This is a genomic window from Phormidium sp. CCY1219, assembly GCF_055795085.1.
Window position 1 is genome coordinate 36,729 of sequence record NZ_JAYFEQ010000472.1, and the last position, 22,984, is coordinate 59,712.

Genomic DNA, 22,984 nt, shown 5'->3' on the forward strand with positions numbered 1-22,984 from the left:
TGTTGAGGAAAATCATAATAAATTAACGGTGGAATCGGGGTTAACCGAATCCATGAAACACCCCAATTTAAACCCTCATAATTTTGGCGATCGCCCCGGTGAGTTACGGGGGCGATCGCGCCAATTGCGGGCAATCCTTACCCCAAAAAATCGAACGCCCCATCCTCAATAATCCCATTCGGATTGGCGGTGCCGGTGAGGATTTGCTCTACTTGTTCCGGGGTCAAATTCGGATTTGCCTGGAGCATGAGGGCGGCGACACCGGCCACCATTGGTGCGGCCATCGAAGTGCCCTCCCAAAAATCATACCGATTAATCGGCAAGGCGGAATAAATATCCTCACCTGGTGCCACCAGATAATCTAGCACCTCGGTGCCGGCGCGGTTGGTGAATTCGGCGATCGCGCGATCGCGAGTCACGGACCCCACGGAAATCCCGCTTTCACCGGCCAACCCAGCGGGATAATTCACCGGACTAAACCGCTTCCCGCCGCCTAACAGGCTCAACCCATCGTTGCCCGCCGCCATCACTACGACCACACCGCGATCGTTGGCATACCGCAGGGCTTCCCGCTGCATCTCACTAGGCGCGCCACCCCCCAAACTCAAATTAATCACCCGCGCGCCATTATCCACGGCATACCGAATCCCGGCGGCGATATCTTCATCGGTGCCGGTAAACGGATCGAGCACCGGCACCGGCATGATTTTCGCCCCGGGAGCCACTCCCGTGGTGCCCACGCCGTCATTTTTGCCGGCCACAATCCCCGCCACGTGGCTGGCGTGACCTTCTAGGGGATCTAAGCTCCTCACTTCTGGGGTATTCCGCCGGAAATTCCAGCCTCGCACATCATCGATAAATCCATTCCCATCATCGTCAATTCCGTTGCCGGTAATTTCGTCTACATTCTGCCACACCTGCCCCTGCAAATCCGGGTGAGTATAGTCCAGGGAACCATCAATCACCGCCACCGTCACTCCCGCACCAGTATAACCCCGCTGCCAAGCTGCTGGGGCATTCACCATATCCAGGTGCCAATTCGACCCGCCCAAGGGAGCGGCTTGCGGGAAAGGTGCGACGCCGATCGCGCTGGCGACGGCGGCGGCTGCATCCAGCATACCATATCCATAGCTGCGATCGAACTGTTCCGGGGCGAGGGTCAAGTCGTAATAGGTCTCCCCGCTGGGGCGAGACACCCACAGGTGATACTCCCCCGGACCCAAACTCACGTGCAATTCTTCTAACGTGGCACCCCCTTGCGCCGACAGGGCGACGATTTCCTCGGGTTCTACCAGACCATTCCCATTCCGGTCTTGAATCAGCCGCAAGTCCGCATTGCCGCTCAACCCATCTAAAAATACGCTCACATCCCGGGGGCGATCGACCTGGAAGCGATAAAAATCGTTGGGATTGTTATCTCGCACAATGCCACTTTGCCGATGTATCCGATCCAGCAGACCCACATCGAAGGCATCCGCTACGCCATTTCCCGCCACCGGGGGAGGAATTTCCGCCGTCAAGGCATCCATCCACAAACTGTAGGTGGTATCCCCTAATGCCTGGGAAACGCGCAAGGTGTAAGTTCCCGGTCCTAATATCGGGGTCAGTTGGTCTTGATAGGCACCTTTCGATTCCGACGCCAAGATAACCTCATCCGGTGCGATCGCCCCGTTCCCATTCAAGTCTTTACTCAAACTGAGTTGGGCGTTGGCACTCATGTCATACAGATACAGTCCTACCTGTTGCCAATCCTGCAAGGTAAACCGATAGTAATCGTCCGGATCGCTGGTGGCGATATAATCGCTATAGATTTTCGCTTCTGGGGCTAACACCCCCGCATCCAGGGCCGCCGCCGCCGTATTCCCCGCCGCATCTGGCGCAATTTCTGGGTCGGATTCTTCCATTGTGAGCAAATAGGGCGTGTTGCTGCCCTTTTTGGCCACGCCGAGATAGTAAGTTCCCGGCCCTAAAATGCGTTCGAGTTCCGGGGCCATGTCTCCTTCAGTGGTGGGAAAGGCGAGAAATTCTTGAAAGGTAAAGATATCGTCTTTGTTGATATCGTGAATCAGGAAGAAATCGGTGGGTTGGACGATGCGATCGAGTTGGAAGTTCACATTGCGGGTATCTTCCAGGGAAAATTCATACATATCGTAGGGATTCGCCTCGCCGATAAAGTCTGCGACTTCAAAGCGATCGCGCAATACCCCGATGGTGGCAAATCCCACGGGATTCAGGTTTCGCGCCCCGGAGGTAGGCACGTCAACCGGAATCGAGTCCATCCGCAAGTCATAGCTGGTATCCTCTTCTAGGCGAGACACATTGATAAAATAGTTTCCCGGGTTCAGATCGAAGGCGCGAATCGCGTTGGGAAATATATCCTCACTCGAGGGTTCGAGCAGGGAAATAAAATACTCGTCTACATCAATTCTCCCATCGCCATTAATATCGTTGGGATTGCGATTTTCATCGGAAATCGAGGCCACCACTTCTCCGGGATCTGGTACTCCATTGGCGTTTAAATCTTGAACGATTCGCAAATACACATCATCGGTACTCAACCCATTGAGTCTCAAGCTCACGTCACTGCGACTGCTGAGGGTAAAGCTGTAAAAGTCTACCGGATCGTTGCTGTCGATGTAACCGTTGACGGCTTGGGGATAGAGCAAATCTCCCACATAATGTGCCGCGTTGAGGCTGTTTCCGCCAATATCCGGTTGGGAGAGGATGCTGGCGGGGGTGGAAAATACATCCAGTTTGTAGGGGGTGTCTTCTTCTAAATGGGAGACGTTTACGAAGTAGCTTCCCGGTCCGACGCCGAATAAATCCAGTTGGGATAAGCGGGTTTTATCGCCGGCGATCGCATTTTGTCGGTCGATTTCATCCAGGATGCCATTGTTGTTACTATCTCTAAACAAGGCAATCTCTGTGGTGGCTTCGCTTCCCTCTCCGTTAATCCTCACATCGCGAAACTCATTGAGGCGAAAGTGATAGTAATCTTCCGAATCCAGGCTATTGACCACCGGGCGCGCTTGGGGATTTTCTCCCACAGTCTGCGCGCCATTTAATACGCCCAAGTCTCCGGGTAAATATTGTCGCCCTTCAAAAATTCCTACATTTAATAAATGGTCGAGCAATTGTTCTCGATTATTGCCCAATGCTTGCTGCAAGTCGGGATTTGCTGCTGCATAAAAGTCTAAGTCGATAAATTGGGAAAAGGGGCGATTTTCATTGATACCACTGGCGATCAGATGTTGTAAGGCGAGGGTGCGATCGCTCCCGAAGGCTTGCGCTAAATCGGGATTTTTGCTTAAATAAAAATCTAGGTCGATAATCGGCGAAAAGTCTCGACCTTCGCCGATACCGTACTCTCGCATGTGATCGTACAGTTGGCGGTTGCTGGTGATGCGAAAGCTCGCCAATTCCGGGTTTCTCAGGCGATAGTAGTTGATATCCACAAACGGTGAAAACGCCCGCCCTTCGTTTAAGCCGGCGTTTCTAAAATGCTGATATAATTCGTCCGGACTATCGATACCGGCTGCGGCTAAGTCGGGATTTGCGGCTAAATAGTAGTTGGCGTCAAACAGTTCTAGAGCCATCGGTCAAGTTCCTAGGAGCAATTGTTATAAGCTGTCTTGACTTCTATTAAAGCATCAAGTTCCAAAATTGACCGCATTTAGCAACAATAGTTAAAGTTTGTGCCCACAAAACCTTGCCCCCCAGTTCATTCTCCGGGGGGAAACGGCGGCGATCGGGTGTCACAAGGTGGCGGTTGTCATTATTTTCCACTCTTATGCATCAAGGAGCGCAGTTTCCACCACTTGCTCGAATTCATCGCAATCCTTAATCAATTTTAACACGATTTGGCGGAAGTAGTCAACATCCATGCGGTTAATTTCGGCATTGTGCATCACGGAAAAAACGTGACGGTGGTTTATTTTTTCCACACACCAAAACCCGATGCGGTATTCGCTATTTCGGCACAGCAGCAGGGTGGATATCCAGCCGGGAATATCCTCTAGGGCATCAAATTTTAAAGCACTGGGCACGGAAAACTCCAAAGTGGTATCGTAGCCAACGATAAATAGTGTTTGCGTGGTTCCAGAAGCCGCATTAAACCTTAAAACCGCGCTGCGATCGTCCAAGTCTTGGATTATCCATCCCAGGCGATCGCAATAGCGATCGATAGTGCGGCGAAAGTTAAATTTTGCCAACAAATCTCGGTCAACAGCCATCATTATTTCTCCCATTAAAAATCAACAACAAAAGGCGGGGTATTGAAATCTTGCTTAGGCAATTAAATTTCGCCTAAGCAGACTATTTCATACTCGTTCCCAGCATGAGCTGGGAACGCATTTTGCGAGGCTCCGCCGCCGACTCCAGCAAGCCGAATCACTTGCATAATCAGCAGCAAAATTGGTGCAGAGTTATTCCATCGCCGCATTTAAAGCCGAGCGAATTTCGCGAATTTCTTCAGAATTGTTAGAGCCATATCCTTGTTTTTGGGTGCCGGCGGTAGTAATTGCAATCCAATACATCGGTTTCTGCTGCGTTCACCACCAGATACCCAATCCAATGAAAATCAAACCCAAACCATAAGCAGCCAGCAATAATACTCCCACAAGGATGCAAATAAGCGGGCCTTTGCGGTTGGGGTCTTCTTTGAGTATAGAAACCGAATCAATGTTTTTAATTTGGTACTGCGTACCGGAAGGCACTTCAAAGATTGTCTTGGTGATGCGAACTCCACCTTTGTCATAAAAGAGAGAAGATACCATAATTCACTCCTGTCAAGGTAAATAACAGTTGAAACTTACAAGGAGATACCTGCGGGAGAAGAACGGAAAGTTTTAATACTCGTTCCCAGGCTCCAGCCGCATACTCGTTCCCAGGCTCCAGCCTGGGAACGCCTTCTCCGAGGCTCCGCCTCTTCTATTACCCTGAATATTTTGCATAATTACCAAATAATAATTCGCGGGTAATTGATTCTATGCTTGTCTTGAAACCAGAGTAACTTTTGCCGAAATGCATGATTATTCGAGCCATAGTTTGATGCCGATGTAAGGTGATAACTCGATTCTGGCTGAAGCCGCCAAAAATATCAATTCATAAATTCAGGACTTTGAAAGCAAAAGTTCTGGAGGTGAACTCGCCCCTCGATGGGAAAAAATCGGAAAAATCAGTTTGGTTCGGAAAAGGCGGGCGGGGACTCAAAGTCAGAGCCTCATCGCTCAAGTTGTCTAAAGACGACTCAAAATTGAATCCCTGGCGGGTGAAAGGGTTCGCCATGCAAAATTTGAGGTTATACTGAGTTAAAAGGATAGAAGCACTGAAGCGATGGATATTGAAGAAGCGGTAAAAATTGCGGATGAGTTGGTGTATCAGCAGACTGGCGATCGCCTGAATGGGCTGCAAGTCGCGTTACTGCGCGGCGCGTTGGCGGATTGCACCTACGAAGAAATCAAAGCCACCGAGATAGAAGCGCGCAACTATCAAACCAGCTATCTGGCGCGAGACGTTGCGCCGAAGCTGTGGGGAATGCTGGGGGAAGTATTGCAAAATGCCGGGATTATCGAACCGGGAGAAAAAGTGGGAAAAAAGAATATTTGGCAACAATTAGGGCGATCGCAAACCCTCGCTTCCCTCACTCAACCCAATCCCACACCACCCCTGTCTGAATCGCAATCGCAGCGCAAAACTTTCCCATCTACAAATTTCTACACAACCGCAGATCCATCGATTAATTCCCTCCCCCTTCCGGGCAAAAGCGAAACCTGGGATAAAGTCTGCGATGTTCCGCCGCTCAATTTGCGTCAAGACTGGGAAAGTGCGCCGGATATTTCCCGATTTTACGATCGCCAGGAACCGCTAACCCGTTTACAGCACTGGATAGTCGTCGAAAAATGCCGATTGGTGGCAATTTTGGGACTGGGGGGAATTGGCAAAACCGCCTTATCGGTGAGATTGGCACAACAGATGCAAACCCAGTTCGATTTTTTGGTGTGGCGCAGTTTGCGGTATGCACCATCTCTTGCAGATTTGCTCGCCGATTTGCGGTGCTTTTTTTATCCCCAGCAGTACAGAGAAAATCCCGCATCTATAACTCATAGCATGACCCAACTGATGGAGGTATTGCGACAGCGCCGATGTCTGCTAATTTTCGATAGCGTTGAAGCAATTTTGCAAAGCAATACTCTCGTCGGTTCCTATCGCCCGGGGTATGAAAACTACGGCGAACTCATGCGACGAGTGGGAGAAGAACCGCATCAAAGTTGCTTGCTAATCACCAGTTGCGAAAAACCCAGCGAGATTGGGTTGATGGAAGGCAAAAGGCAACCAGTGCGCTCTTTTTTGCTGAAGGATTTAGAAACTCCCGCCGCCCGATCGCTCCTGCAAGAACAAGGCTTATTTCCCGCCGCAAAATTGGACAAACTGATTCAACTGTACCGAGGCAATCCTTTGGCGCTGAAAATTGTTTCTGGCACGATACTACAGCTTTTTGCGGGAAATGTCACGGAATTTCTCAAACAAAATACCGTATTTGTGGGAAAATTACAGAAGGTACTCGACGCGCAGTTCGAGCGCCTGACTCCATTAGAAATAGAAATAATGGTGCAGTTAGCGATCGCCACCACCGCCCTTTCTCTCCCTGACTTGAAAACCGCCTTTGCTGACGCGGTTCGTACCTCTAGTTTAATGGAAGCCCTGGAGTCTTTAGCAGGGCGATCGCTGGTGGAAAACCACAGGGAAAACGCTCAACCTCGCTTTTCCCTGCAACCGGTGATTAGGAAATACGTACTCAATCGCTTTTCCCCGCAATAAATGGAGTTTAATCCGCTATGATTTATCCCGGAACTCTTTTTAACAATCGCTTTTTAGTCCGTCGCAAACTCGGTAACGGCGGATTTGCCCACACTTTTGAAGTCAGCGATCGCCGCGTCAAATTTACCCGAGGAAAACCTGCGGTTAAATTGCTTAAAGTGCTGAAAATTCCCCCCAGCGTTGACGAAGGCTATCGCAAGGCTATCGCTCTATTTCAGCGGGAAGCCGAAGTGTTAAGCCACCTGAATCACCCGGGCATTCCCCAAGTCGAACCCGACGGATATTTTACCGTAGAACGGGAAAACTGCAGCGAACCTTTCCACTGCTTGGTGATGGAAAAAATCCCTGGCGAGAATTTAGAACAGTGGCTTGCAAACCATTCTCCGATTACCGCACAACAAGCCATTAACTGGTTAAAACAACTGTTAGATATTTTACAACGCTTGCATCAGCAGCAGTATTTTCACCGGGATATCAAACCGTCGAATATTATGTTAAAACCCGACGGACAATTGGTGCTGATTGATTTCGGCGGCGTGCGACAAGTTACCCATACCTATCTGGCCAAAATTAGCGGCGATCGCGAAATTACTGGACTGATTTCTCCCGGTTATACGCCTCTAGAACAAGCCTACGGAAAAGCTGTCCCTCAGTCCGATTTTTTTGCATTAGGACATACCCTGGTTCATTTACTCACCGGCCAACATCCCTTAGATTTGGAAACCGATGCGATCGCCGGTCAACTGCTGTGGCACAATTGCGTTCCTCAATCCTCCCGAAATACCCTGGAAAATTTTGCCTCCCTGGCGAATTTACTCGACCGCATGATGGCTCCCTTTCCCGCCAATCGACCGCAAACCGTAGCAGAAATTTTATCAGAATTAGATACAATTGTCAATCCCCAATCTCTCGGCGAAATCCACAGCAACCCCTCGGATAAACTGCGCCGCAAAACTGTCATAGGCTTGGGCATAAGTCTGGTAGGACTGTTGGCGATCGCTACAGTGACGACAGCAGAATTGACCTCGCCTAAAATTGCTTTAGCCTGCAACAATAGCGGCGTCCACCACCATGTGAGCGGTCGAGAATTGTTGGCCGAACTCTCCTATAATTGCGCCGTATTCTTGAACCCAAACTATGCCAAAGCCCGCTACAATCGTGCCGTGCTTTACGAAAACCAGGGAAAGCTGGAGTTAGCGGCGGCGGAATACGACAAAGCGATCGCCGTCGGGAATCTCTCTGCACCCTACAATAATCGGGCGCGATTGTATATAAAAGAAGCACAATACGATAAGGCAATTGACCTGCTCGAAGAAGGGTTGCAACTTGCCAGCAGCGATCGGGTTCAATATGCCTTTTTGAAAAATATGGGTTGGCTGCAGTTCAAATTGGAAAACTCTGAAGCCGCCAAAGTGCACTTACAACGGGCAATTTCCCTAATTCCCAACCGTGCCCCCGCTTACTGTGTGTTAGCACAAGTGTGGGACGCGGAAGAGAATTTTTCAGCCGCCAACCGGGCAGGGAAAAACTGTCTGAAATACGACCCGAACGCAACAGTTTCTCGGGAAGCCCAAGAGTGGATCGATGTTGTGCCATAGTTTGGGTGGGAAATATAGGCGGGGGATTGAAATCGCGCCTGGGCAAGCCAAGCGCGTAGCCCGCGACAGCGCTATAGTCCGCCTACGCGGACTTTTGGTATAAGTTGATTTCGGAGTCGATATTACTGGGCGGGGAGGCGGTAGCTTGGGGAGAGCGTTCCCCCCAGGGGGGAACGAGTAGAAAGGGGGTTTAACTCACTTGAGATTAGCTGGGGCAAATAATATCTCCCGCTTCTTCCCCTTCTTCAGCGGGGCATGGTTCCACTGGTACAGATTGCCCGATCGCGCCGCTTTGGTTGAAAACCTGCGCCATTTTAGTGGGGAGCAGGTCTGATTCTTCCTCCTTGTCTGACTCGCTACTGCGAGAGATAGAGAAGTTGGTACTCACGGAGTTAACCCGATAGGCACTGGATGCCATGTTAACCCGGAGGGTGAGAGACAGAAACACCAACAGGGGGATAATATAGAATTGTTTGACAGTCATATCTCGCTTCCTTTCAAAAGTAAATCGGAGAGGAGAAGCGAGTTAGCGCTAACTGCTGTTTTTTCTCCACAACTCTAGAATCGCTGATATATCGAAGAACAAACGGCACACATTAATTCCCACTTTGTTTCTCGGGAAAAACCGCTCCCAAAGCGATCGCAATGAGTGATAAACTGGTCGAAAAGCGAATTTAATTACCCACCCGGGGAGAGGACAAACATGGCAGTTTCTCTAAAAGCCTCGAAAGCAGGACTCGAAATCGTGGATGCAGCGCGCCGAAAAAAAGGCTGGACTAAAACCGCTGCAGCTTGGTCTGACAAAGCCTTAGTGGGCAAAGCGGGTTTGCGGCGATTTTGGCGGCGTATCCCGATTACGCAGGAAAACTTCGTGCGGATTTGTCAGGCGGTGGGGGTGGAAAACTGGCAAGAGATTGTGGATGACACTGCCCCGGCGCCTGCGCCAACTTCGGCAAGCAATGACCAATTGGAATACCAGTGGGAGATTCAGTTGCAAGCCACTATTGAAGATACGGTGAAAGAAGAGATAGACCAGTTGGTGTTTCGCATCCAACAACTGTCAGCCAATGTGATGCTAAAACAACAGAAAATCGATTTAGCAGCGGCGGAAGTGGCTCAAAATTGGCAACCGGAAACAGCGGTGCGATCGCCCTCTCGGCAAAGTCGTTCCAGAAGTGCCAAGGGCATCCTCCCAGAAGGCACCATCACCCGCGCCAAGGAAATTGACTTGGGCGGCGGGGAAAAAGTGGTCTTAGTCGCACAATTGACCCCAGAAACTGAGTCAGAAGTGGGAGCGATCGTGGATGTGGAGCCGGCGGAGGACGCCCGCTACCTGCCTGCGGGGCTGCAGGTGGCGATTTTGGACGAGTCGGATGAAATCGTGCTAGAAGATAGCGCCGGGGAGGTGGATGATTCGATGCGATTCGAGTTTGGCATGGAACCGGGGGAACTGATTGCCATCCGCGTCTCCCTCGGCGATGTGACGATCGCCCAAGAGTTATAATCGATGGGAATGAACCTGCAACACCTGTCGGGGAATTCATTCCCCGCCCGGTTATCCGGCGATCGCTTATAATAGACGCAATCCATAGTTGAAGGGGAGACAGGATGGGAAAACTGGTGGTGCTGAAATTGCTGGAGGGCAACTTCAAGGACGGATTTCCGGCTTTGTTGGAAATCGGTGCGGATGGGGCGCGGGCAGAAATTGCCCTGCAAGGTCATTTGCCACCAGCACCGCACATTCCGGAATCCCTGCAAGGGTGGAAAGCTGCGTTTGAGAAGCAGTTGAATAAGAAGTGCGGGTCTTCCGGGGCAGGTGGGGCGCGGGCAACTAAGCGAAAACAGAGTAAATCTTCGGTAACCTCCTCAGCGCAGCAGTTAAAGGAGGAGATGAATCAATGGCTTAATTCTGGGGATGAACGATGGCAAAAAATTCGCGATGGGTTGCAGCAGAATTTGGGTCAATCCGAGGCGGAAATTCGGGTTATCGTTCAAAGTGAAGTGGGGGAAATGCGTGAGTTGCCCTGGCAGGTGTGGGAGTTATTCCGCGATCGCCGGGTGGAAGTGGGGTTGAGCGAACCGGAGTATAAGTTACCAAAAATCCAGACAACCCTGGGGCGCGATCGCGTGAGGATTTTAGCGGTATTGGGCAATAGTGAGGGTATCGATATCGAGTTCGACCGCCAGGAGGTGCAAGGGCTGGAAAATCGCGGTGCGGAATTGGAATTTTTGCAACAACCGACCAAGCAACAGTTACTCGAAACCCTGTGGCAAAATCGCGGCTGGCAAATTTTCTTTTTTGCGGGTCACAGCAAAACGGAGAAGGAATCGGGGAAAATTGCCCTAAATCGGACCGAGCATTTGACGATTGAGGAGTTAAGAAATAGCCTCACCGGGGCGATCGCCCACGGGCTGCAACTGGCGATTTTCAACTCCTGTGATGGGTTGGGATTGGCTCACCAGTTGGCCAAGTTGCACTTGCCACAAAGTATCGTCATGCGTCAACCGATACCCGACGCCGTAGCCAAAGACTTTTTGCGTCATTTTCTCACATTATTTGCGGCGGGCCTCGCACTTTATACAACAATGCGCGAAACTCGCCTGAAGTTAGAAGATACTTGGGATAAAAAGTATCCGGGAGCGAGTTGGTTGCCGACGATTTGTCAAAATCCGGCAGTGATGCCGCCAACCTGGAGCGGATTGTTGCCGCCACCGTCATGGCAACTGCAACGAACCATCCGGGAGCATTCGGACGTAGTGGAATGTTTGGCGATCGCCCCCGATGGGAAAACCCTAGCCAGTGGAAGTTACGATCGCACGATTAAGCTGTGGAACTTGCAAACCGGCGAGTTGCAAACCACCCTCAAAGGACATACCAGTGCCCTGCTTTCCCTAGCCTTTTCCCCCGATGGAAAAACCCTGGCCAGTAGCAGCAATATGGAATTTCAGGATGCCAGCATCAAAATATGGGATTTGCAGCGCGGAAGCGTCAAACAAAACCTGGGAAAGTCCTGGTTAGCCCTGCGTGCGGCTAGCGTCGCATTTAGTCCCGACGGACAACATTTGGCCAGCGGACATCTGGGGTTTACCGCCTTGGATACCGCGATTTACCTTTGGCATCTTCCCAGTGGCAAAGTAAAATCTACCCTAAAAGGACATGGTTGGGAAGTGCATTCAGTAGCCTTTACCCCCGACGGTCAAAAATTGGTAAGTGGGGGTAACGATGGGGCGATTATGACTTGGAATTGGCGGGGAGAAAAACGAGAGCAGACCCTCAAGGGCGCAGAGGATTGGTTGCAGGGATTTAGAGGCTGGTTTGATACGACCGTGGGATTTATTTGGGACCTCGCCATCAGTCCCGATGGAGAAGCGATCGCCAGTGCGGATACCGGGCAAAAGCTGATTCAGATATGGAACCTGAAAACCGGCAAACTCCTGCGGACCGTGACCCAACCCGAGGGGTACCCCCTAGCGGTAACATTCAGTCCCGACGGAGAAACCCTCGCCAGTGGAGGCAAAGACAACCGGGTGAGACTGTGGAATTATCGCACCGGCAAACTGTTGCAAACCCTGGAGCATTTCGGACCGGTGAAAGCAGTCGTTTTTAGTCCCGATGGAAAAACCTTAGTCAGTGGGAGTGAAGACCAGACGGTGAAAATTTGGCGACTGTGGCCATAAAAAAAGCGGGCAGCGCCAAGCGCCACCCGATATTCTCTCTTTCTCGGAGGGAAAAGAGGGAGAGGCAAACACCGCACTCCCCCTTTTCGGAGTATTGAATTAAGCCGTCACAGCTTTCTTGACGCTGGCGCTGAGTTCGCCGCTAGCGTACTTCGCCGCAAACTCATCCAGGGTGACTTGCTTGATCTTGGTGGCATTCCCTGCGGTGCCAAAAGCCTGATAGCGCTCAGCACACACTTTTTGCATGTACTTCATCGAGGGCTTCATAAAGTGGCGGGGGTCAAAGTTAGCCGGATCCTTAGCAGCCGCCTCGCGGATTGCCGCCGTGATGGCCAAACGGTTGTCGGTGTCGATGTTCACTTTCCGCACACCGCTCTTGATGCCTTTTTTAATTTCATCGACGGGCACACCGTAGGTTTCGGGGATTTTACCGCCGTACTGGTTGATCAGTTCGAGCAGATCTTGGGGCACGGAGGAGGAACCGTGCATCACCAAGTGGGTGTTGGGCAGACGACGGTGGATTTCTTCAATCCGGCTGATGGCCAGGATTTCGCCAGTGGGCTTGCGGGTGAACTTGTAAGCGCCGTGGCTGGTGCCGATCGCCACTGCCAGAGCGTCCACTTGAGTGCGCTCCACGAATTCCACGGCTTGATCCGGGTCGGTGAGCAGTTGTTCGCGGGTCAGTTTTCCTTCAAACCCGTGACCGTCTTCTTTGTCACCCATGCCGGTTTCCAGGGAACCCAAGCAACCGAGTTCGCCTTCAACGCTGACGCCGATGGCGTGAGCCACATTCACCACTTCAGCGGTGACGTTCACGTTGTACTCAAAGCTAGCAGGAGTTTTCGCATCTGCTTCGAGGGAGCCATCCATCATTACGCTGGTGAAGCCGTGGCGCATGGCGGAGTAGCAGGTGGAAGGTTCGTTGCCATGATCTTGGTGCATGGCAATGGGGATGTGGGGATAGGTTTCCACCGCCGCCTGAATTAGGTGGCGCAGGAAGGTTTCGCCAGCATACTTGCGAGCGCCGCGAGAAGCTTGTAGAATCACCGGGCTATTGGTTTCGTCAGCAGCCTGCATAATTGCCAGGATCTGCTCCATGTTGTTGACGTTATAGGCGGGAAGGCCGTAATCGTTTTCTGCCGCGTGATCCAGCAGCAATCGCATTGGTACTAGCGCCATATGGGATCCTCCTCGTTTCTTTTTTTTTCAGCGATTTGGGTATGAATAAGCTGAAATTGTTACAGACAATCTTAAGACAAATTTCAGATTTATGCGAATTATATCTGAAATCGGGACAAGGGCCAAATCAGGATTTTTGCATTCGTCCCTGTCTGCTGAATGGCTACAATCCAGCATGGGCAAGGGTAGAGGCGAATTTTTTCCCAAAAACAAAAATCCTCTCCTTTCGGAAGAGATTTGGATTTTTCAGCCGATTATAAAAAAATTTAACCAGAGCTGGTGGGGATTCTGGGACATATCGCGAAAAAAAAAGCGATAAATTTCGCTTTTTTCCCAACCACTTGCCTATTCTATGGGTCGCCCGGGATTCGAACCCGGAACTAATCGGTTAAAAGCCGAGTACTCTACCGTTGAGTTAGCGACCCATTGGTGTCTTTCTCAACACCTTGACTACCCTAACACAGCCTTCTGGAAAAATGCAAGGGGTTTTTTAAAAAAAATCTAAGTTTTTTCTAAAAAGTCCGCGCTGAGGCGCACTTGGGTTTCCCATTTCTGGCCAGGATTCAGGTGCAGCAAGTGTTTGCGGGTATTGATGGCGTTGCGCGGTCCGGTCCAAGGTTCTAGGCAATAGAAGTCCTTGCCTTTGATAGTCCAGAACACCAAATTGGAATAGCTGGCTTTGTAAAGCAGCCCGATTTGCAAGTGGCGGGAGAAATCCTTCACCGTAGCGGATAAGCCGGTGATTTTGGTGAAGGCGGCATCAATTTCGTCTTGGGATAAATCGAAGGTGCCGGTAAAGGGGTGAAGCTTTTGGGTTTTTTGGTCGCAAAACTGGACGGCGGGGATTTTAAACTGTAGTTGGGACTTGTCCGGTGCCCAGAAGTAGGGATGCAGACCGGTGGAGAAAGGCATTCGTTCGTCCGAGAGATTGGTGTAGCGCTGGTCGATTTCTAAGGAATTGCCCTTGAGCTTGTAGGTAAATGCCAGTTCGAAGTCAAAGGGATAGACGGCGCGGGTGCGATCGCTGCTTTTGAGGACCAGAGTAATGCTCGCCACCTCTTTGGTAATTTGCTCGGTCACTTCCCAGGGTAAATCCCGGGCAAACCCATGTTGTTTGAGGCGGTACTCCCTATCGTTATGGGTGTAGGTATCCTCGGGCAAATTCCCACAGATGGGGAACAGAATCGGAATCCCGCCGCGCACGCTTAATTCCGGATTGGCAAACCGTTCCCTATCGAGGTAGAGAATCTCGTGACCTTGGACTTGCCAACGGGTGACCATCCCGCCGCGTTCGGGAACGATTTCCATGCGGGAGTTCCCCTCGCCATCGGAGAGGATGTAGGTTTTGTACTGTTGTTGTTTTACTGCGATCGCAAACACTGTTTGTGCCTTGTCCTTTGTCCAATGTCAGTTGTCCGGGAATCGGAGGCCCCATCCTGCTGAGAGGAGCTGTCCTTATCTATTGTCCTTTGTTCTTAGCATATTCATTGATGGGCAATTCCGTTCGGACAACTGACCCATCACCACCCAGAACCGGATTAATTTGAAGCCGCGCTATTGGTCAACCGAGGCAGTTGAATTTTCTTTTTGGCGCGACCTGCCGCCCCGATCGCCCCGCCTGCTGCTGCCGCCGCTAGGGCCATTCCTGCCGCACGAGGGCCGTTCGACGATGGGGTTTCCGCTTCGGTTGCCTCTGAGGGCAGGGGTTCGGTTTCGCCAAAGGAGAGTTCTTCGTCCAACTCGGAGGTAAACGGTGAGGCATCAAATGCATCGCTGTCGGAGTTTTCTACATCGCCTAGTGCCGGTGCATTGGAATTTTCTGCCGTCGCTGGCATCTCAAATACAGAATTTTCGGCAGATTCCACCACCTGAGAATTGCGGACATCGAGAATCATCGGCGAGCTCATCGGTTCGTCGAAAATGCCCGAGAGCATGTCAATATGTTCGAGGATGCGATCGCCCCTTTCTCCTTTTACCACTTTTGGCTGGTACTTTCGCACCTCCACGGGCAAAAACTCCACCTTCATTTGTTTTTCGCGCAAGGACACTTTCAACACTGCGGTATCGTAATCGCTGCGCGCATTGCCGCCAAAAATAAAATTCCCCAAGGAGTAGGCGATCGGACGACCCCGATAAATTTCCGCCCCTTGCAAAACATGGGGGTGATGACCCACCACCACATCCGCTCCTTGGTCAATGGTGAAATAGGCGAGTTCGCTTTGCCAAATTTCTGGATAGTTCGCCAGTTCCACGCCCCAGTGGAAATTCACCACAATCCAATCTACTTCGTCGCGCACTGCTTTAATGTCTTGCGCGATCCGCTCTTCTAAACCGTGGTTGGTGCCGGCTACTCCGGCTCCCGCCGCGTGGTAATCTGCGGTATAATACCCAAAGTACGCAATCCGCTGCCCTTTTACCTCCAGGATTTCCGGTCGGCGGGCTTCGGTGACATCCATCCCGGCCCCCACGGCGTGAATCCCGGCTTGTTCTAAGGTGTTTAAGGTGTCTTGCAGTCCCGCTTCTCGATAATCCATTGCGTGGTTGTTGGCTAGGTTGACGATATCCACGCCGCCATGGGTCAGAACTTCGATGGATTCGGGATTGGCTTTGAAATTAAAGGTTTTTTCTAATTTGGTGTCGCTGGTGGTTAAGGTGCCTTCTAGGTTGACCATTGCTACATCGGCTTCGCGATATTCTGGCATCCCGTCAAATGCCCAGGTGTAGTCTTCGCCTACTAGGTCTTCAAAGGCATGACCCAGGGTGACATCGCCGCTCATCATTAAGGTGACGGTGGGATCGGTGGGGTTCATTAGTTGGGTGTGTTCCACCACCGGCACGCTTTCTAATGCTCCTTGCACCATTTGCGGGTTTTCGCGATTGTCGCCTTCCCGGTTTTGGGGAATAATCGGCGCAGTTTGGCGGGTGCTTTGCTCTTGCAGGCGCATCTGAGCGTAGCTGACGAACAGTCCTACCCCAAAGGCTGAACCGACAACCCCGGTGAGCAGAAATAGGCGAAAGAGTTTGAAGGTTTTTAGCCACTCGGTGGTTTTGGCAAATAGCTTACTCAAGCGTTGCACGTGGCGATTTTGCCGCTGCTGGTTGGCTGGGGTGACGATTCTCACCGACTGTTGCCATAGCAGATTGGTCGGTCCTGCGGGGTTGACGCAGGTGGCGATGATACGAACTCCCTCGATCGCCTCTGAGTTGAGCCGCCAAATGTGGTGACAGATGAATTTAATCAGCCCCGATCGGATTTGGTGGGCTCGGTCCGGTTGCGCGGGTATGGCGTTGAGTTCCAGGCGGATGGGCAAACATCCGCTTTTCACCGGATCGACCCGGGCGTAAATGCCTTGCGGGGCAAGGTATGAGTTGATCAGGTAGGCGATCGCCCGAAAGTTACCGGCCCTGGCTAGGTCTAGCATTGACGGGTAGGCATTGCTACTGAAACTGGTCATCTCTTTCTCTCCTGTTCGGTGTTGAGCGCGATTTTCAATTTTAAGTTAGGTTTTCCCCAAAGCGCGATCGCTTCTTCGGCTCCAGTTTGCCCCATTTTTCCCTAACACCCGGTGGATTTTCACCGTAGTTTACTCTATCCTGGCGCACCCTCCGCGAGCTACTGGTGGTTTAGATGCAGTTTTTCCCCTCAGATCGCCGCGCGATCGCTTTTTCTATTGCTGTTTTACCATTTCCACGCCATTTGGCAACAGGGGCGGTGGTTGGTCATTGGTCATTGGTCCTTTGTCATTTGGGGTTTGTCATTTGTAGGAGTACCAATAACTAATTACCACTAACCAATTATCAATGACCAATTACCAATTACTAATGATGCTTCCCACCTGCATTCTGCGTGACCGAGACTGCACCGATCGGGGGCGTTAGGGCGATCGCGCCTCATGTGAGATAAGTTAGCGATCGCCCTAACGCCGAGACTCATCTTGGCGCTCCTTCCCCGTACCGAATTTCCCCCGGTTTTTCGCCACCCCCTTTGCCTGACCGCGAAAAAGTTAAGCACTTATGCAAAATAAGCAAGCACGTTTTAACTCGTTAACTCGTTCCCAGGCGGTCGCCTGGGAACGAGTTAACGAGGCTTTGCCTCCCTCCCCCAATAAATGTGCAAAATAATTTGCACCCTTGCTTTACTTGAAAAAGCAATTATTTTAACCGATGAAGTTATCCGTGTCAAGCTCCAATAATTTTGCTAGGGTTAAGACAATTGAAAAGCGGCGTTTCCCGGGGGCAAGAGGAGCAAAAGAGTTGGGTTTCGGGATGAAGTAAAAAATCCGATCCACTAGGAGGTAGGGGGAAAGAGGGTAAAAAAGGATTGATTGTAAATAGAGGGTTCGCAAAGAGTTAAGCTTGCAAATCTACGGTTAGCTTGTTTCGAGCTTGGCTTTTTCTGACATTGACAAAAGCAAAAAAAAATTAACATAAATTAATATAATGAAACATGAAAATGCTTTAAGATTGAGTAATCAATCAGTTTCCAGCAAAAAAGAGCAGCCGAATGCTAGACATCAGCAAGTTGTATGATGAACGGTATTATCTAAACCAAAACCCGGACGTGGCGGAGGCAGTTGCCGCAGGGGTTTTTGCCAGTGGGTTAGAACACTTCCTGAACTTTGGTCAAAGAGAAGGGCGGGATCCGAGCGCTTTGTTTGACACGGCGTATTATTTAGCACAGTACCCGGATGTGGCCGAGGCAGTGGCAGAAGGTGCGATCGCGGCGATCGAACACTTTGTCAATTTCGGACAATTAGAAGGTCGCGATCCGATCTTCGAGTTTTTTACCGAGCTTTACGTGGAAACCTATCCAGACGTAGCCGCAGCAGTAGCAGGCAGCGAGCTAACTCCCTATCAGCACTTTGTGGAATTCGGTTTGGCAGAGGGACGCGATCGCGGCTTGCTGTTCGAGCGATCGTTCTATTTGGCGAATAACCCGGATGTGGCCAGAGCAGTCAATGAGGGACAGTTAAGCGCGATCGCCCATTACTTTTTGTTTGGCAAAGCAGAAGGACGGATCGCCAACCCCACCGCCGATCTGAATGCGGCGATCGAGTTAGGGAATCTGGGAACCGCCGAAGTTATTGGCGCGATCGACGATCGCAACCCAGAGCAACTCTACCGATTCACCTTAAACACTCCCAGCGACTTCAACTTAGAACTTGGCGAGTTGAGCGCCGATGCAGACGTGACGCTGTTGCAAGACCTCAACGACAATGGCGAAATCGACGTTGAAGATATCGTGGATTGGTCCGATGAAGAAGGAACCGCCACGGAAACCATCGCGCGCGGGTTGCGTCCGGGGACCTACTTTGTGGCGATCGAGCAGTTTGAAGGCAACACCACCTACAACCTGAACCTCTCAGCCACACCGCGCCCCGACGTCCCCCCCGATAATGTGGGCAACACCCTAAGCGAAGCATTCGATCTGAATGAGGCGAGTGAGGTATTATCCCTTGATAATCTGGGAAGTTTTACCATTAATTCGATTCTGGAAAATGTAGGCATCGAAGCGCCGGAACAGGTGGGCGATTTTGACCCCGCCGATATCTACAGCTTTACGATGTTAGTACCGAATCGATTTCGCTTGGTACTCGACGAACTCAGCGCCGATGCGGATGTGGCGATCGCTACGGATCTCGACGACGATGGCAGCATATCTCTGGATGAAATTATCGCCAGTTCCGAAAATGAAGGGAATCAGTCCGAGGAGATCTTCATTCCAACTCTATTTACAGGCGAGTATTACATCATTGTCGAGCAATTCGAGGGGGATACCACTTATAACGTGACCCTGGAAACCACACCGATTCAGTTTCCCCTCTCAGAAGCGGCAGAGGTTGGTAGCGTGAACCCTACGCCGCAAAGCGTGACGGGCGAGTTAGGTTCGGCAAATCCCGCAGATACCTACCGCTTCAGTCTCGATACTCCCAGCGATATCCAACTCAATCTCGATGGCCTCACGGCTGGTGCTGAATTGTATCTGATTCAGGATATCAACAGCAATGGTATAGTGGAGAGTGGTGAGATTCTCAGCAGCGCCCCCGGGCCAGAAAAGGCGATTCCGATCGTGAATGAAGTTGGCACCTATAGCAGCGATTCAGAAGCGCTTTCGTTTGTTGGATTGTCGGCGGGTAACTACTTTGTCGGAGTCAATCAGTTCCAAGGCGAGACCAACTACAATCTCACCCTTTCCGCAACGCCTACCACCGGGAAATTTAACACCCTGTTTGGCTATGGGTTAGTGGATGCTGCCGCCGCCGTCACCCGAGCGCTCGGCGAATCGGCTTTAGCCGAGGTTCCCGAGATTACCAGTAGCGCCACGCGGAACAACACCGGGGACTTGAACTTGATTAATGCCCCAGAAGTCTGGAACCGAGGGTTTACCGGCGAAGGCGTGGTGGTAGCGGTATTGGACGATGGGGTGGACTGGAAGCACCCGGATCTGGCAGATAATATCTGGGTGAACCCGAATGAAATTGCCAACAACGGCATCGATGATGATGGCAATGGGTTCGTGGATGATGTACGAGGCTGGGACTTTGTGGATAACGATAGCGATCCGAGCGGCGGCCCCGAGGACGCTCACGGTACCCATGTGGCAGGCACGGTTGCGGCGCAACGCAATGGGGTAGATATCGTAACCGGTGAATCTACTGAAATGAATGGAGTGGCCTACAATGCCACGATTATGCCAATTCGGGCACTTGGTGAGTCGAAGTCTAATCCCGATGAGGAGTTCGATCCGCTTCCCGATGCCATTCGCTACGCGGTGGAGAATGGGGCGCAAGTCTTGCAAATGAGCCTTGGCAACAATCCCGGCGATCCGCCTTCACTGGTAGATGAAGAAGCTCTCGCGTTTGCCCGGGAACGGGGGGTTGTGGCGGTGATTGCCTCCGGAAACGAACGGGATAGCTATGGTGCGACCCGACCCGACGATCCAGCGTTTGCGGCGCGCAACGATTTGGCGATCGCGATCGGGGCCGTGAACCGCGAGAAGGAATTGGCCACCTTCTCTAACCCAGCAGGTCCCTCTCCTTTGGATTTTGTAGTCGCGCCGGGAGTTGAGGTTTTGTCTACTTTTCCAAATCAGAAATACCAGTTCGAGGAGGGAACCTCGATGGCAACCCCCCATGTCTCTGGGGTGGTGGCGCTGATGCTGCAAGCCAATCCCAATTTGAGTCCGGCTCAAGTGGAGCAAATCCTCATCGAAACCGCACAACCCGAGGGTATTACTTTGGCAGTGGGGGAAGAGTAAAACGAGGGATGTTTTCCAGCTACTTCCCTGCTGAAGGGTAAAGCGTCAGGGATGGAATGACCAGGAGTCGTGGCCTTTTTTCGAGAAAGGGTCACGACTCTGGCGTTCGCAACCGTGGGATCGGGTGGTTTTTGCTACGGGCAGAGTTAATGTTATGTCCGGAGGAATCGCAATCAAGAATAATTCCTCCGCCTAGGCTGGCGATTGCCTGCCTCGGCGGTATTTCAATCCCCCGTGTTTTGGGGACTCGGAACAATCGGATAGATCTGGGAGGCGCGATCGCCGATTGTTGAAGAATTTAGGAGCCGCGAAATATAATAGCAACTATCTGCTAAGGTCAAATCTATGTTTTGTTACTCACTTTTTAAACCTTACTTAAGTGCCGCTGCTCAGAGACTCCATCGACTGGGCAAGCGCTTGCCTGTTGCCCGGGAGGTTCGCAAGGGGGCAACCTGCAGCGTGGCAGTCACCGCCTTGGTTTTGGGAGTCAGGTATTTGGGGGGGTGGCAGTTTTTTGAACTGGCTGCCTTCGACTGGATGATGCGATCGCGCCCGGCACGCAGTGTGGATTCGCGCCTGTTGGTGGTTGAGATAAGTGAGGCCGACATTGCCGCCCAGGGAGATTGGCCCCTCTCTGATGAAGCCTTCGCGCAAGTCTTGCAAGAACTGCAACGCCATCAACCCGCCGCGATCGGATTGGATATTGTGCGAGATAGTCCCAACCCCCCGGGATACGACCGACTGGTGGCACAGTTGCAAAATCCGAACGTTATCGCTATGAAAACCCTGGGGAACGAAGAAAAACAACGGGTCGCCGCCCCCAGCAGTATCCCGGAAGCACAAGTGGGATTTAACGACGTACCCACCGACCCCGATGGCAAAGTGCGCCGCAATTTACTCTTTGCCTCCCAAAGTAACAAAACTTATGCCTCTTTGTCCCTACAATTGGCTTTACTTTATCTAAAAGATAAAAACCTCCAAGCAAAACTGACCGAAGCCCAAGAATATCAGTTAGGCAATACGGTTTTTCCCAAGCTCACTGGCAATGCAGGGGGATATCAAACAATCGACGCTCGCGGCTATCAAATTTTGCTCGATTATCGAGCGGAAAATCCGGCGCACCAAGTAACGTTTACTCAAGTCCTCAACGGCGATTTTCCGGCAGACTGGGTGCGGGGCAAAATCGTGTTAATTGGCGCAACTGCCCCTAGCGTGAAAGATTTGTTTTTTACTCCCTACAGTGTAGCACAAGGGGGACAACAAATGCCCGGGGTGGTGATTCACGCCCAGATGGTCAGTCAAATCCTAAGTGCGGTACTTGATGGAGAATCTTTATTCTGGTTTGTATCGGAAAAATTGGAGATTTTATGGATAGTGATTTGGTCGGTTTTGGGGGCAATTATCGTCTGGGAAATCCGGAATCCGGGCTTCTTGATTTTGGGCGCGATCGCCGCATTAATCGGCTTACTGGCTATTGGTTATTCCCTCTTTATCTTTGGCGGTTGGATACCCATAGCTGCTCCCGGTTTTGCCTTTATTTTTACCGGATCGTTGGGCGTGGTGTACCAGCTAAAAACCTCTTGGCAACAGCAACAAATGGTGATGAAATTGCTCGGACAGCAAACTTCCCCGGAAATTGCCAGTGCTTTGTGGAACGAGCGCGATCGCCTGATTGACTCCGGAATGCTGCCCTGGCAAACCCTCACCGCCACCCTGTTATTCACCGACTTAAAGAATTTTAGCACCTTTTCTGAAAAGAAATCCCCGGAAGAATTAATGAAGTGGTTAAATCCCTATCTCAGCGCCATGACTGATGAAGTGTTAAGTCATCAAGGAATTGTGAATAAATTTACCGGGGATGGTATTATGGCTGCATTTGGCGTCCCCATTCCCAGGAGCGATCGCGAAGCCATTGCCGCCGATGCCGAAAATGCCGTCAAATGTGCCCTGGGCATGGCCAAAAAACTGCAAGAATTGAACCGCAAATGGCAACAGCAAGGAGACCCCTTAGTGCAGATGCGCGTGGGAATTTTTACCGGCCCAGTCACCGTAGGTAGCCTAGGCGGAAAACATCGGTTAGAATATGGAATAATTGGCGATACGGTCAATACGGCATCCCGCCTAGAAAGTTGCCAAAAACACTGCCACCCCGATGTTTGTCGCATCTTAATCGCCGGGGAAACCTTAGCCTATCTCGATCCGGATCGAGTTAAAGTAGACCCCTGGGGACCATTGCCCTTAAAAGGCAAATCGAAAACCGTAGAAGTTTATCGCGTTATCCATCCACAATCTGAGTAAGTTGTTTGTCATTGGTCATTGGTCGTTGACAATTTGTTAACTTTTGCTAAGCAGAGCTTGTCAAATGGCTAGATTTGAGATTACGGTAGGGGAAAACACGAAAAAAAACTCGGTCGCTTGGTAGCCCCGCTCTAAAGAGACGGGGCTACCAAGC

13 protein-coding genes and 1 tRNA gene are annotated in these 22,984 nt (G+C 51.2%); 6 read left to right on the forward strand and 8 right to left on the reverse strand.

Going from position 1 to position 22,984, the window contains the following annotated elements; genetic code table 11:
- Positions 1-137: 137 nt before the first annotated feature.
- From AC0QH1_RS11815 to AC0QH1_RS11825, 3 genes are all read right to left on the reverse strand, one after another.
- Complete coding sequence (locus AC0QH1_RS11815) at positions 138-3,596, reverse strand: S8 family peptidase (RefSeq protein WP_324631316.1); 3,459 nt, start codon at positions 3,594-3,596, stop codon at positions 138-140.
- Between the two features lie 192 nt (positions 3,597-3,788).
- The gene (locus AC0QH1_RS11820) at positions 3,789-4,235 is read right to left on the reverse strand and encodes a hypothetical protein (RefSeq protein WP_324631317.1); all 447 of its coding nucleotides are present in this window, start codon (positions 4,233-4,235) and stop codon (positions 3,789-3,791) included.
- A gap of 315 nt (positions 4,236-4,550) precedes the next feature.
- Positions 4,551-4,775 carry a hypothetical protein gene (locus tag AC0QH1_RS11825; RefSeq protein WP_324631318.1) on the reverse strand — a complete coding sequence of 75 codons (225 nt, stop codon included), beginning with the start codon at positions 4,773-4,775 and terminating at the stop codon, positions 4,551-4,553.
- Between the two features lie 559 nt (positions 4,776-5,334).
- Here AC0QH1_RS11825 and AC0QH1_RS11830 point away from each other — a divergent pair.
- Both AC0QH1_RS11830 and AC0QH1_RS11835 read left to right on the forward strand, forming a co-directional pair.
- Entirely contained in the window at positions 5,335-6,819 is a 1,485-nt protein-coding gene (locus AC0QH1_RS11830; RefSeq protein ID WP_324631319.1) for a helix-turn-helix domain-containing protein, read from the forward strand.
- A 17-nt stretch (positions 6,820-6,836) separates the two neighbouring features.
- Entirely contained in the window at positions 6,837-8,417 is a 1,581-nt protein-coding gene (locus AC0QH1_RS11835) for a serine/threonine-protein kinase (RefSeq protein ID WP_324631320.1), read from the forward strand.
- Positions 8,418-8,622: 205 nt separating this feature from the next.
- Here the strand turns inward: AC0QH1_RS11835 and AC0QH1_RS11840 are convergent, their stop codons facing one another.
- The gene (locus tag AC0QH1_RS11840) at positions 8,623-8,901 is read right to left on the reverse strand and encodes a hypothetical protein (RefSeq protein ID WP_324631321.1); all 279 of its coding nucleotides are present in this window, start codon (positions 8,899-8,901) and stop codon (positions 8,623-8,625) included.
- Between the two features lie 219 nt (positions 8,902-9,120).
- On the opposite strand from AC0QH1_RS11840, the gene AC0QH1_RS11845 reads away from it, so the two are divergent.
- Together AC0QH1_RS11845 and AC0QH1_RS11850 are read left to right on the forward strand one after the other, a co-directional pair.
- Complete coding sequence (locus tag AC0QH1_RS11845; RefSeq protein WP_324631322.1) at positions 9,121-9,921, forward strand: DUF1822 family protein; 801 nt, start codon at positions 9,121-9,123, stop codon at positions 9,919-9,921.
- A gap of 104 nt (positions 9,922-10,025) precedes the next feature.
- Positions 10,026-12,095: a CHAT domain-containing protein gene (locus AC0QH1_RS11850; RefSeq protein ID WP_324631324.1), complete on the forward strand. Its 2,070-nt coding sequence runs from the start codon at positions 10,026-10,028 to the stop codon at positions 12,093-12,095.
- 99 nt (positions 12,096-12,194) lie between these two features.
- Here the strand turns inward: AC0QH1_RS11850 and fba are convergent, their stop codons facing one another.
- From fba to AC0QH1_RS11870, 4 genes are all read right to left on the reverse strand, one after another.
- Entirely contained in the window at positions 12,195-13,274 is a 1,080-nt protein-coding gene (gene fba, locus AC0QH1_RS11855) for a class II fructose-bisphosphate aldolase (RefSeq protein ID WP_324631325.1), read from the reverse strand.
- Positions 13,275-13,627: 353 nt separating this feature from the next.
- Positions 13,628-13,699, reverse strand: a tRNA-Lys gene (locus AC0QH1_RS11860).
- Between the two features lie 76 nt (positions 13,700-13,775).
- Positions 13,776-14,654 (reverse strand): aldose epimerase family protein, encoded by an 879-nt coding sequence (locus AC0QH1_RS11865; protein WP_324631326.1) that lies wholly within the window; start codon positions 14,652-14,654, stop codon positions 13,776-13,778.
- A 158-nt stretch (positions 14,655-14,812) separates the two neighbouring features.
- The gene (locus AC0QH1_RS11870) at positions 14,813-16,729 is read right to left on the reverse strand and encodes a CapA family protein (RefSeq protein ID WP_324631327.1); all 1,917 of its coding nucleotides are present in this window, start codon (positions 16,727-16,729) and stop codon (positions 14,813-14,815) included.
- Between the two features lie 1,049 nt (positions 16,730-17,778).
- On the opposite strand from AC0QH1_RS11870, the gene AC0QH1_RS11875 reads away from it, so the two are divergent.
- Together AC0QH1_RS11875 and AC0QH1_RS11880 are read left to right on the forward strand one after the other, a co-directional pair.
- A complete protein-coding gene (locus AC0QH1_RS11875; protein ID WP_324631328.1) occupies positions 17,779-20,532 on the forward strand; it encodes a S8 family serine peptidase in 2,754 nt (917 codons plus the stop codon).
- A gap of 345 nt (positions 20,533-20,877) precedes the next feature.
- Entirely contained in the window at positions 20,878-22,830 is a 1,953-nt protein-coding gene (locus AC0QH1_RS11880; RefSeq protein WP_324631330.1) for a CHASE2 domain-containing protein, read from the forward strand.
- Positions 22,831-22,984: the final 154 nt, after the last annotated feature.